Below are 11,894 nucleotides of genomic sequence, written 5' to 3'. Positions count from 1 at the left end.
CAAGAATCTATCTTTAATCAAACCCAATTATTAACTAACAAAACCGCATTGTTGGTCTGAAATATGGGGAGTATTACATCTTTTCGTTTTTAATGGAAACAAATGCCATATTTGTGGGATGCGGAAGGGGGTATTACTCGTAGCCTTGTTTGGGGCGATCAACTTATACGGACAGAAGTACAATGAAATCGGTATAACCATAGGCCTCTCAGGTATGGCGGGCGATTTTAATGATCCTTGGGGAAATGTTGCTGCTGCATTGTATGAACTCCGCCCCAACATTGGCGTAGAGTACCGTCACTATTTCTCGCCCCGCCACAATATGTATACGGCGTTTAGAATGGTTCACGTGCATACACATGACGCCAATTACGGAAAGCCCGATGGTTATAAATTGAATGGGAATATCAGCTCCTTGGAACTCAGGTACGAATTGAACCTCAGGAGATACACTAGGAGCACGAATTCCATAAGAACGCAGGTAGATTCAGATTGGTGGACTCCCTATATAGGAGTGGGAGTCTCGGCCATATACTTTAATCCGAATGTTCAGTTGAGAGGGAATGATCCGTTTCCCGGATACGACAACAGTGTTGGTTTTTCCGGAGATGTTCAAATTGCATTGGGAATTAAATTCGATCTACCTCGTGGATTAGGCATGGCCCTTGAATTCAGTGAGCATTCGACATTCACAGACAGGCTCGACGCGTACACTCAAGGAGAGTTAAACGATTGGTTTTATCAGCTCAACCTGAGCATCTGCATGTTGTTGATTAAAAAAGGATATTATTAATGGCCGAAGTCTATGATGTGGTAATTAGCGGCGGAGGTCCGGCAGGAACGAGTGCTGCAATTGGGCTAAAGAATTCTGGACTGAAGGTTCTACTCCTCGAAAAACATGTATTCCCCCGTGATAAAATTTGCGGTGACGCATTGAGTCCGGACGTATGGCGTCAATTACTTCAACTTCAGGTGCCGATTGATGAGATTCGCTCCTTTACGGAAAAGATACCTTCCTATGGTGCAAGGGTGAGCAGCCCTTCTGGAGACCTGGTGGAATTCGAATTCCCGGATATGGAAGAAGACTTGGCTCCAGGGTATATTTCCGAGCGCTTCAGGTTCGATCATTACATGTGGAAAATGGCTGCAGACTCCAATGTTGTGGATGCTCGAGATGGAGTAACCGTTAAAGGAGCTCACTGGAATGGAAAAAGATGGAAAGTCGAGACCTCACGTGGTGCATTTGAATCTCGAATGCTCTTTATAGCGGATGGAGCTCAAAGTATACTGGCCAAGCAAATGGGGCAGCTCGTAGTCGAGCGCGAGCATTATTGCGCAGGACTTCGTCAATACTGGCATGGGGTACAAGGGTTTCACGAAAAGGGGTTCATTGAGCTTCACTTTGAAAAGGAAATCATTCCAGGGTACTTCTGGATGTTTCCCTTGCCGAACGGAAATGCAAACGTTGGTATCGGAATGCTGTCGAGTAAAATTGCCGAGAAAAAAGTTGATCTCAAGAAGCATATGCATCGACTTATTCACGAGCATCCGGACTTTGCTCCTAGATTCAAAGATGCCGAACCACTTGAAAAAGTAAAGGGCTGGGGCTTGCCCATCGGCTCTAAAAAGAGAGTTATTTCGGGAGATCATTTCGTTCTCCTGGGTGATGCGGCCTCAGTCATCGATCCGGCAACGGGAGAGGGCATCGGTAATTCCATTCGGACAGGACGCGTAGCGGCGGCGGTCGTCCCCGAATTACTCAAAGCCCGAAAAACCTCGGCCAAAGACCTCAAAGCGTACGATGAGGAGGTCTACCGGCGAATGTGGAGTGAGTTAAAGTGGAGCAGAGCTTTGCAGAATATGCTTAAATATCCCGGCATAATAAACTACACCGTGCGTAAATCCAATAGGAATGAAACCGTCCGTAAGATAATATCCGGATCGCTGACCGAGATCGAACTGAGAAAGAATATTTACAACCCACTTTTTTACTTGAAACTGCTGTTGAATTGATGAAGAGGCATTTTACGGCCATACTGTTATCGATGTCGTTTTCGGCAGTTCACGCTCAAGAAAGCTCGGCTTATGTTGATTCCGCCCAATCCGCTTTCAATGTTGAGCGACTCGAGGAAGCCTTGGAATTTCTAGAACGAGTTTCTCACGAAGACCGCGATATCGGGTATTTTTACCTCCAAGGATCGATCTACCGGAGGCTAGGTCGATTTGATCGAGCATGGAAAAGCTGTGACGTATTGCTCCGGCTCGATTCGAATTACGTACCCGGAATAGTGCTCTCTGCCGAAGTTGCCGGCCAAGTCGATCGCGATACAACAGCCCTTTTACTTTGGCAGAAATTTGTCCGTCGATATCCAAATTCATCACGTTACCACCGGCAATATGCGAATACGGCTTTACAATTGGGCGTGTTACCCTTGGCAGTTTACAATTTCGAACAAGCCGTCTCATTGAATCCATACGATATTGCTTCTTTGGCTCAAGTAGTGGAACTATACGAAGGACTTCAAAATTTCGTGCGGGCCGATAGCCTCATTCGAGTTGCAATGCGGGTTCAGCCCGATCGCCAAGAGCTGTACCTGTTGGGCGCGCGAGTGGCCTACCGAGCCGAAAAATATTGGGAGGTTCTACCTTACCTCCGCCATGTCGATACCGCCGGATCGTTGAATGCCACGTGGAATGAGATCTATGGAATCAGCTTGTACCGATCACATTACAACGATGAGTCCATAGACGTGCTCAAAAGACTACACCCCAACGACGCCGAAGAGGGACCTACTTACGTACTCGCCATGGCCTATTACCGAACCGAAGAGTACGACTCGGCGGCGCACTACTTCTTGAAGGCAGCTGACCTCGGTACGTCAAAGGACTTGTCCGTGTACTTTGAGTTCGCCGGCCGAAGCCAACAGGCCGCGGGCCAGCCTCTAAACGCGGTGGAGTCGTACAAGGAATCCTATCATTACGATACCGAGGCCCCCGTTTTTACCTACCTGATCGCACGTGCATACGATGAAGCAGGTAACCGCGAACTAGCCGCCGATTACTATAAGAGCTACATCGAACGCGAAACGGATCACGAAAGTGATTACTACCTCTTTGCCGTCGACAGGCTAACCGAATGGCGCGGGGAAGATTTCTTCCACGGAAAATAATTTGCCACACGTGTAATTTTTCGTGGCCTCCGCTCGACTAATGGGCCGAACACTTATTTAAATTGCCATGAAACGGAAACACTTAACGCTTTTCTCCCTGCTCTTATTTCTGATTTTTTCGGCCTACGGCCAGATGCGGATAGCTCCGTCTTCAGCCATGACCGTGGATGGCGGTCAAGAACAAGGGGTCTTCTGGAAGATCGATAAAGAGGGGATGGAACAACCGGCTTACTTGTTCGGCACCTACCACCTCCTTAATGAAGGGTTTTTAAACGAATGGCCCGGTGTGCACCGTGCCTTTGAGGCAAGTGACGAAGTCGTTGTAGAAATGGTCATCGATAGCTCGGCCTTGGGACAGGCCATGATGATGGGTATGATGACCGACCAAACCTTGGAGGCTCTGCTCGATTCATCCGAATTCCACATGCTGGACGATGAGACTCAACAGTCTCTCGGAATGTCCTTGAGTCAGCTGAATCAAATGAAGCCTATCGTCGTATCTCTACTCTTAACCTTGTCGTACAATCAAGCGCAGTTTCCTGAATTGGCCAGTATTCCCGGTTTGCCTATGGATGCTTATTTCGGTTTTGAAGGTGAGAAGGCCGGAAAGGAAGTCCGGGGATTGGAAACACTTCTCGAACAAAGTGAACTGCTCTATAATTACGGTACGCCCGAAGAGCAAGCCGATGATTTGGTAGAGATGGTTCGCGAAAAAGAAGAGGCTATTCAGCTCACCAAAGATATCTTAGTCGCATATCGAGACAATGATTTTCAAGTGCTGCAAGAGCTGGGCGAGGATTCGGCCGACTGGGGCGGTATGGAAGAATTGCTCGACAAACGCAATGAGCGTTGGTTGAAGCTATTACCCGGGATCCTCGAAGAGGGAAAGGTGTTCATTGCTGTCGGAGCCTTGCATTTGACGGGGTCAAAAGGACTTGTTCATGAACTTCGCGAGATGGGATACACCGTTGAACCGGCTGAATTAAAATGATCGAAAGCTCCGAGTTCGAGAGGTTGATCGACCAAAACAAAGGTCCGGTGTACAAGGTCATTAGGTTGTACGTGGATCTCGATGAAGATGTGGCAGACCTTTATCAGGAAGTGCTGATCCAAGCATGGAAGTCTTTCGGATCGTTCAAGGGCGCGAGCAAATTCAGCACGTGGTTGTATCGCGTGGCCCTCAATACCGTGCTTACTTACCGCTGCAAGGAAGACCGCCGAACGGAAACACGACCGATCGATGAAGGGACGCATCGTGCCGTTGAGGCAGAAAACAGCGAACAAAAGGAACTCTTATGGCATGCGATCAGGGAACTCGATGAACTTGATAGGGCGGTGGTGACCCTGCATTTCGACGGATACGATTATGGGGAAATTAGCGCGATCACTGGGCTTTCGGCATCGAATGTTAGGGTGCGCTTGCATCGAATCAAAAAGAGAATCACGAAAAAATTAAGGTTGTGGTTGAAGAATTAAACAATGGCGCTGAAGGATTCCGTGACCGTTCGGATGAAGATTTGCAGGCGTTGTGGCAGGGCATTTCGGCCGAAAAGGAAAAAGGCACGGAAAAAAGGCCATCGAATCATCGCTCCAAGCACCCGCTATTACAGGTGAAACGCCAGCTCGGATTTAAGGTCATTTACTTTGTCTTGGGAATTGGGATCCTGGTGGCGATGAAGCTGGTCTCTCAAAACCCAACGAGTCGATCGCTATTCGATATCGTGATCGGAACCTTCATCATCTGTGGCTTTTATTTATATGTGGTTTGGCGGCGCTTGCCCGGGAGGGTAGAGGTAGGAGCCAATCTGAAGGAGTCCATGACCCGCGCCTACAAGACCACGCGTCGTGCATTGCGGATCGAAGAAGGAGTGGGGCTCTTTTTATATCCGCTCGGGGCAGCGGCCGGAATGTTGTGGGGGCGCGAATACAGAGACCCCAATTTCGTTGCTGACCCCGTAATGGACTGGAAAACCTTGCTGATCGTGATAGTGGTCATAACTCCCTTGGCACATTTTGCAGCAGTTTGGATGAATAAGGTTGCCTTTGGGAAATATTTAAAACATCTGAAAGAACTAATCGCGCAGTTCGACAACTAAGGCCTGACAGGCGGCCTTGGGCGAACCTTAAATTTTGAATTAAATCGGGATAATTTAAAATTTAGGCAAGTCTAAAAGAATATGTAGCTTTGCGTAATATTGGATTGTTGAAGTCGCGTGAGGTGGCGTTCTCAATATTTTGACGTAAAGGCGGGGAATGATTAGGCAGATTCTAATTCTACTTTTTTGGCTTCCTTCATTGGTGCTCGGTCAGAAACTCTCTGGAGTTGTTAGGGATTCGGACGGATCCGTTGTAGGTGCAACGGTATTGCTGAACGGCCATGAGGGTATGGTTACGAATGAAACAGGTGAATTCGTGTTCATCGAATTGAAGACGGGAAGGCACGAGCTTAAAGTTCAATTCATAGGATACCGTACTTTGTCCAAGACCCTGGAATTAGGAGAGCGGGATATACACCTTGAACTTGAACTCGTTCCCGATCGATTGGGATTGTCCGAAGTGACCATATCAGCGGACCGTAGTGAAATAGAGCGTTACGAGTCAATTGTGATCGTAAGGGCCATCGACGATCGCATTTTTGATCAGACCTCCAGTGTTAGCATGGCCGAGGGTCTTTCATTCTCTCCCGGATTACGGCTCGAGACCAATTGCCAAAACTGTGGATTCACACAGCTGCGTATGAACGGCTTGGATGGAGCCTACTCACAAATCCTCATCGATAATCGTCCAATTTTTAGTTCGTTGGCCGGGGTTTATGGCCTTGAACTCATTCCGAGTCAAATGATCGATCGCATCGAGGTACTTCGCGGAGGTGGGTCGGCCATGTACGGTGGCAACGCCATTGCGGGAACGGTCAATATCTTGACCAAGGAACCGGTTCAACCGTCCTTTGAGATAGGGGTTCAACAGGCTTTGGTAAACGGTGAAGCTTCTGACCGGTCGATTACCTTTAACGGAAGTATTTTGAGTGAGGACCTTAAAAAAGGCCTTACGCTATACGGGCTAAAACGAGATCGCGAAGCCTGGGATGCCAACAGTGATGAACTCACGGAAATGGTAGAACTCAAGAACATTTCGGTCGGTTTCAATGCTTTTATTCGACCCGACGATCGATCGAAATGGAGTATGTCGGGTACCTTTGTCAATGAGTATAGAAGAGGGGGAGGGCAACTCGAACGTTCACCACACCAAGCGAACTTATCTGAAGAGTTGCAGCACGATATCTTCAATGCACAGGTATCCTACGAAAGGTATTTGAACGACCGAAATAAAGTCTCTGCGTACTTCAGTGGTCAAACCGTTTCGCGTGACAGTTACTACGGTAGTGGCGGTCGCATTCTGGAGCCTGGAGATTCATTGAACAACGACGACCTCCTGGCACTTAATGCATACGGATCGAGCCGAGATATCACCGCCATAAGTGGAGTTCAATGGAATTGGAATGATCAAGAGAAATGGGCTATTTCGGCAGGATCCGAATTTCAGTTCAATCGCGTTGATGATATCCAACCTGCGTACCAAAGAGAGCTCGATCAAGTAGTACGCGCTTGGGGCACGTATGCGCAAGCCGATTTCGCGTTGAGTGGGCGGTGGTCGTTTTCATTGGGTGGACGGCTCGATTGGGTCAGGATCCGGGCGCAATACGCATGGCCGAACTTAAGGGATGTCAATGATCAGGGCCTTCCGGTATTTGTGCCACGAGCGTCAGTTAAATACAACCTGAGTGAATCGTGGCGTATCCGGGGTTCTTTTGCCCAGGGTTATCGAGCACCTCAAGCGTTTAATGAAGACCTGCATATCGAAGTCGTCGGTGGCGAAGCCGTGTTCAATCGGCTCGATCCCAATCTGCGACCCGAAACATCGAACAGTTACAACCTATCCCTACAGTGGGCGCCTTACACAACAGATATTCAGCTCGATGTGATCCTCGAAGGCTTCTATACGGGCCTGAACGATATTTTCTTTACAGGAGATCAACAACCTCTTTCGGATGGCGGATCGGTCCGAACGGTCCGAAACGGAAGCGGGGCGTCTGTCTTCGGTGGTAACATCGAATTCAATGGTGCTATTCAATCGGATTGGACTTGGCAATCCGGAATTACTATACAGGCCGCTCGCTATGATGAAGGCGAAACACTTTGGTCGCCCATGCCGATTACTGATGCGAATTCCGATAGCGTCACAATCACCTCCAAAATTTTAAGAACACCGAACGTCTATGGGTGCGGTACATTGAACTTCAACGGGTTCGATCACTGGTCCATTACCCTCTCGGCAGTGTATACAGGGCCAATGGATGTTCCGCATGTGCTTGACGGAGAAACCGGATTTACCACCATTAAGCGCACAGAATCATTCCTCGAACTGAACCCGAAGATCAAGTATCATATTGATGGGACTCACCACGAACACTTCGAATTCTACGTAGGGGTATTCAATCTGTTGAACAGCTTTCAATCGGATTTCGACAGCGGGGTCGATAGAGATGCCTGCTATGTCTATGGCCCATCTCGACCTATCACTTACTATGCTGGAATCAAGGTCGGACTAGAGTGATCAATCGTTCTTGGGGCGGTCTTGACTTTGGCCTTTAGGGCCATTCCCGCTTCCCCCTCCAGAGACTTTTCTTCGCTGGTTGCGATGTCGACCTCCACCTTTCCCGTTTCGATTGTTTCCTGCGCCTCCTCGGCGCCAATTGTTTCTCCCGCGGCCCCTCGATCCTCCGCCACTCGATTTACCCCAAGTGGGACTTTCACCAAACTCCTCCGGGGCAGGGTGCTTCTCCAAGTTGCGCTCGATCAACCGATCTATTTCATCAAAGCGATACATATCGGCCGGATTCACCAAGGTAATGGCAATTCCCTCTGTCTTGGCACGCGCTGTACGGCCAATTCTGTGCACGTAATCCGCAGCATCCGACGGCACGTCGTAGTTCACGACCAAATCGATATCCTTGATGTCGATCCCACGACTCAGTACATCGGTAGCCACTAACACCCGAGTTCGGCGCGACCTAAATCGCGACAATACCGCCTCGCGTTCACTCTGCTCAAAATCCGAAGAAATGCCATCGACCTGGTAATCCTTATGTCTCAAAGATCGAATGATCGAATTCACTTTCTTCTTGGTGCTACTGAACACCAAAATGCTTTCGTATTCAGGATGCTCGCGAATGATCTTGCGTAGGAGGGGAGATTTCTGCTCGTCAAATACGCGGTATATACGTTGCTCTACATTTTCACTTGGTTTGGCAATGGCGATGGAGATCTCCTCCGGTTCATTGAGTAGCTCGCGTGCCAGTTTTCTGATCTTGGGCGGAAAAGTAGCACTGAACAAAAGGTTTTGACGCTTTTCCGGAAGGAAACTCACGATCTTCATAATATCGTCGTGAAAGCCCATGTCGAGCATTCTGTCGGCTTCATCCAAGATTAAATGACGCACGTGACCAAACTTCACATGCCCTTGCTGAAGGTGAGATATCAGCTTGCCCGGAGTGGCTACGATCACATGAGTACCATTGGTCAAAGCCTCCTTTTGCTGATCCCACTCGCGCCCATCACCTCCTCCATACACAGCGGCCGAATGAACACCGATGAAGTAGGAGAATCCCTGAATTTCTTGATTTATCTGAACGGCAAGCTCCCGCGTTGGAACCACGATCAAAGTTGTCGTATGCTGACTCGGGTTTTCGGCCAGTTCATCCAAAATGGGCAATAAAAATGCAGCTGTTTTTCCTGTTCCCGTTTGTGCACAGGCGAGCACATCTTTCCGGTTCATAATGGCCGGGATGGCCTGCTCCTGAATCGGAGTCGCTTCCACGAAATTCATATAACTGATAGCCTCTATCAGCCCATCGTGCAAGCCTAATTCCTTAAATGTCATATATGTACTTTCTTCAAGGTAAAGGTAAGTTATTCCGAACATACCCATAAGCCCCTTGTTATTTAACCGTGGAAAGATCGGAATCACCAAAATGGATGAGGTTAAGTTTACAACTCGCAGCAGCATACAATCTGATGTGGGGCCTTTGGGTTGGACTCTTTCCCTATCATTTCTTTGAGATTTGCCATTTAGAGCTTCCTAATTACCCCATGATATGGCAAGGAATGGGAATGGTCATTGGAGTTTACGGTCTGGGTTATTGGTGGGCCAGCTACGATCCCATTCGGCATTGGCCTATTGTTGCCGTCGGTTTCCTCGGAAAAATACTAGGTCCAGCCGGATTTCTTTTCAATTATTCGATCGGTATTGCTCCAGGGGCTTTTGGTTATACTTTGATAACCAACGACCTATTGTGGTGGATTCCCTTTGGAGCTATCTTGTGGCATGTGCACAAAAAGACGAAATGGAAACTGGCCGATTAAATTTCTGGAGCGTAAGAGCTCTAATGGCTTTCTACATGGTGGCCGGAGTTAACCATTTCGTCATGCCCGGATTCTACCTTGCATAAATTCCACCTTACGTGCCATTTCCAAAGGGTATCAACATCCTCTCCGGAGCATTGGAGATCGCATTCGCTCTTTGCTTGTTGGAGCCCAAGCTGCGCAAAAAGGCGGGCTTCGGCATTATTGCTCTTTTATTGGCTTTCATCCCGGCTCACGTGTATTTCATACAAATGAACTCCTGCGTGCCAGATGATCTATGTGTTCCACCTGCGGTGGTATGGCTACGTCTCGTTCTTGTGCACCCCCCGCTTACCGTTTGGGCTATTTTGGCAACTCGAAATGCTTAAGACTTCAAAGCCTTACTATAGGCAGTCTTGTAATACTCGAGCAACACACCCCAATCGAAATTCTCACTGAAATTCTCGAGCTTGTTACGTTGGAGCATACGATACCTCGCAGTCGACTTTACGAATTGAAGTAAGGAATTCGCCAAATCCTTCACCTCTTGTGCTTCGGACCTCTTGCGGCGCTTCAAAACAAAAATGCCGTCCTCTTGCTGTGCTTCGGGCATTTTGTCGATGTAAACTCCAAAACCACTGAGGTCAGAAGTTACGGTCGGAATCCCACGTGCGACACATTCCAGTGGCGTATACCCCCAGGGCTCGTAGTAGCTCGGGAAAATTCCCAAATGACAGCCCCGAACGAATTGGCCGTAGTCGAGACCAAAGAGCGGATTCGTACTGCTGATGAAATCGGGGTGATATACCATTTTCACCTTGTCGAGCGGACTGTTGACCAATTGCTCGTCGCGCATGAAATTCAGGATCTCGTCATCAGTGTCGTTGACCAAATTGTGGGTAACGATGATAGGCCACTGATCGGTTTTCCAGCTTTGTATGGTCCTCCTATAGCGAAGTTTCCAATAGTCGTCGATAAGGTCGTTCAGATTTGGTAAGCGATGACCCTCAGTCGATTGAGCGGCCACATAAAAGAGTTTCTTACCAATTTGCTGTTGTATCGATTCGCAGTTGCTCCGGATCTCTTGCATTACTCCTCTGCTTTCCAGTACATCCGGATTAATACTCCAAGTAGGCCTATTCGTGATGAAGAACATAACGACGGTCTTGTTGACCTTTTCTTTCTTCATCATCTCATTCAAGAGCTTCAAGGCCTTCAAGGTGATGTCGTACCCCTTGTTTCGATACTCATAACGACCTGACGTAAAGAAGTAAAGCGTGTTGTCAAGATCGAAGGGGTAACTCCTGAAGAAATGCCCGATCACGAATTCATGGATCTTCTCCTTGTACCTTTCGTGACGATTCTGAACTTCGTGAAAAGCAGCGTACCGCGTTATATTGAGGCCGTTCGGGGTAACGAAATCAGGCTTTTTGCCGAGCAAATGTTCACATTCTTTACCGGTCACCTCAGAGACCGTCGTAAAACTGTCGGCCTTTTCCGCACAGCATCGCTCTATCTGTGTCATGGCCAACACCCCGTATTTTTTGGCCTTCGCTTTCCAATCGTACTTCGACATTACGTCGTAAAACTTGGGGTCGTTCATGGCCAATACCCGACCCAGCATGGTAGCATGGGTGGTGAAAACCGTACTTACGGGTAAATTTTCTTCTTTGATGTCCAAGATCGGGATCGATGACATCCACTCGTGAAAATGAGCGATGATCGGACGGCTTTCCTTCACGACTTCCTTGCTCAAAATCCTGAAAAACGTGTGATTCACGTCGGACCACAGGATCATATCGTTTAAGAGATCGTGATCCGGATTAACATCGATTCCATGAACTTGGTGCATACGTCTATGCAGGGCATCGCAACGGTTGAATACATTTTGCAAATTGAGGAGAACCACCTTCGGACGACCCGTAACTAGCCATCTTCCGTATTGGACCTCATATCCCATGCCGCGCATCTTTTCCACGGTCTTGCCGATCGGATCCCTGAGGTCCGTTATCTCCTCAAACTCTGCTTGAATATCAGGGTTCGCATTGGGCCCTAGCAAGCAATAGTCATCGCCCCATTCTTCAATAGCCGCAGGTACCTTTGATCGTATTACGGTGTAGATGCCACCAACTTGATTGCATACCTCCCAGGCGCATTCGACCACGAGAGGAGAATTCTTCGTCTTTGCCATATGCCGAATTTACGGCATACAGGGGTATAAAAAAACACCGAAGACAAGCTCCGGTGCACACCCGTCCAAAACGTTTTTTGCCGCACTAAACACCTGTTGAAAGTCAGGAGTTTAGCTCTTTCACTACCCCAA

Annotated in this window: 11 protein-coding genes; 9 read left to right on the top strand and 2 right to left on the bottom strand. The window is 48.2% G+C overall.

Features of this window, described 5'->3' with window-relative positions; all coding sequences use genetic code 11:
• The first annotated feature begins 118 nt into the window (after positions 1–118).
• The 7 genes from J4F31_10675 to J4F31_10645 all read left to right on the top strand — a co-directional run bounded on the left by J4F31_10675 (position 119) and on the right by J4F31_10645 (position 7,784).
• The gene (locus J4F31_10675) at positions 119–793 is read left to right on the top strand and encodes an outer membrane beta-barrel protein (GenBank protein MCE2497022.1); all 675 of its coding nucleotides are present in this window, start codon (positions 119–121) and stop codon (positions 791–793) included.
• Positions 793–2,013: a geranylgeranyl reductase family protein gene (locus tag J4F31_10670; GenBank protein MCE2497021.1), complete on the top strand. Its 1,221-nt coding sequence runs from the start codon at positions 793–795 to the stop codon at positions 2,011–2,013. The genes J4F31_10675 and J4F31_10670 overlap by 1 nt, the downstream gene beginning before the upstream one ends.
• Positions 2,013–3,170 (top strand): tetratricopeptide repeat protein, encoded by a 1,158-nt coding sequence (locus J4F31_10665; GenBank protein ID MCE2497020.1) that lies wholly within the window; start codon positions 2,013–2,015, stop codon positions 3,168–3,170. Before J4F31_10670 ends, J4F31_10665 begins: the two co-directional genes overlap by 1 nt.
• 67 nt (positions 3,171–3,237) lie before the next feature.
• Positions 3,238–4,161, top strand: coding sequence for a TraB/GumN family protein (locus J4F31_10660; GenBank protein ID MCE2497019.1), 924 nt, complete (start codon positions 3,238–3,240; stop codon positions 4,159–4,161).
• Positions 4,158–4,646 carry a sigma-70 family RNA polymerase sigma factor gene (locus tag J4F31_10655; GenBank protein MCE2497018.1) on the top strand — a complete coding sequence of 163 codons (489 nt, stop codon included), beginning with the start codon at positions 4,158–4,160 and terminating at the stop codon, positions 4,644–4,646. The genes J4F31_10660 and J4F31_10655 overlap by 4 nt, the downstream gene beginning before the upstream one ends.
• Positions 4,631–5,266, top strand: a complete 636-nt coding sequence (locus J4F31_10650) for a hypothetical protein (GenBank protein MCE2497017.1) — start codon at positions 4,631–4,633, stop codon at positions 5,264–5,266. The genes J4F31_10655 and J4F31_10650 overlap by 16 nt, the downstream gene beginning before the upstream one ends.
• A 157-nt stretch (positions 5,267–5,423) precedes the next feature.
• Positions 5,424–7,784, top strand: coding sequence for a TonB-dependent receptor (locus J4F31_10645; protein ID MCE2497016.1), 2,361 nt, complete (start codon positions 5,424–5,426; stop codon positions 7,782–7,784).
• Here J4F31_10645 and J4F31_10640 read toward each other — a convergent pair whose 3' ends face one another.
• Complete coding sequence (locus J4F31_10640; GenBank protein MCE2497015.1) at positions 7,785–9,110, bottom strand: DEAD/DEAH box helicase; 1,326 nt, start codon at positions 9,108–9,110, stop codon at positions 7,785–7,787. It abuts the gene before it with no gap.
• Positions 9,111–9,205: 95 nt separating this feature from the next.
• On the opposite strand from J4F31_10640, the gene J4F31_10635 reads away from it, so the two are divergent.
• Positions 9,206–9,592: an alkyl hydroperoxide reductase gene (locus tag J4F31_10635; protein MCE2497014.1), complete on the top strand. Its 387-nt coding sequence runs from the start codon at positions 9,206–9,208 to the stop codon at positions 9,590–9,592.
• 98 nt (positions 9,593–9,690) lie between these two features.
• Entirely contained in the window at positions 9,691–9,960 is a 270-nt protein-coding gene (locus J4F31_10630) for a hypothetical protein (protein MCE2497013.1), read from the top strand.
• Here J4F31_10630 and J4F31_10625 read toward each other — a convergent pair.
• Complete coding sequence (locus J4F31_10625; protein MCE2497012.1) at positions 9,957–11,762, bottom strand: hypothetical protein; 1,806 nt, start codon at positions 11,760–11,762, stop codon at positions 9,957–9,959. The genes J4F31_10630 and J4F31_10625 overlap by 4 nt on opposite strands.
• Positions 11,763–11,894: the final 132 nt, after the last annotated feature.

The organism is Flavobacteriales bacterium (assembly GCA_021296215.1).
GTDB lineage: Bacteria > Bacteroidota > Bacteroidia > Flavobacteriales > ECT2AJA-044 > ECT2AJA-044.
This window is presented reverse-complemented; position numbering and strand designations above follow the sequence as displayed.

What these genes read in the sequence shown, in the direction of transcription:
- J4F31_10675 (MCE2497022.1), top strand. Translation starts at nt 119, where the DNA reads ATGCGGAAGGGGGTATTACTCGTAGCCTTGTTTGGGGCGATCAACTTA.
- J4F31_10670 (MCE2497021.1), top strand. Translation starts at nt 793, where the DNA reads ATGGCCGAAGTCTATGATGTGGTAATTAGCGGCGGAGGTCCGGCAGGA.
- J4F31_10665 (MCE2497020.1), top strand. Translation starts at nt 2,013, where the DNA reads ATGAAGAGGCATTTTACGGCCATACTGTTATCGATGTCGTTTTCGGCA.
- J4F31_10660 (MCE2497019.1), top strand. Translation starts at nt 3,238, where the DNA reads ATGAAACGGAAACACTTAACGCTTTTCTCCCTGCTCTTATTTCTGATT.
- J4F31_10655 (MCE2497018.1), top strand. Translation starts at nt 4,158, where the DNA reads ATGATCGAAAGCTCCGAGTTCGAGAGGTTGATCGACCAAAACAAAGGT.
- J4F31_10645 (MCE2497016.1), top strand. Translation starts at nt 5,424, where the DNA reads ATGATTAGGCAGATTCTAATTCTACTTTTTTGGCTTCCTTCATTGGTG.
- J4F31_10640 (MCE2497015.1), bottom strand. Translation starts at nt 9,110, where the DNA reads ATGACATTTAAGGAATTAGGCTTGCACGATGGGCTGATAGAGGCTATC.
- J4F31_10635 (MCE2497014.1), top strand. Translation starts at nt 9,206, where the DNA reads ATGAGGTTAAGTTTACAACTCGCAGCAGCATACAATCTGATGTGGGGC.
- J4F31_10625 (MCE2497012.1), bottom strand. Translation starts at nt 11,762, where the DNA reads ATGGCAAAGACGAAGAATTCTCCTCTCGTGGTCGAATGCGCCTGGGAG.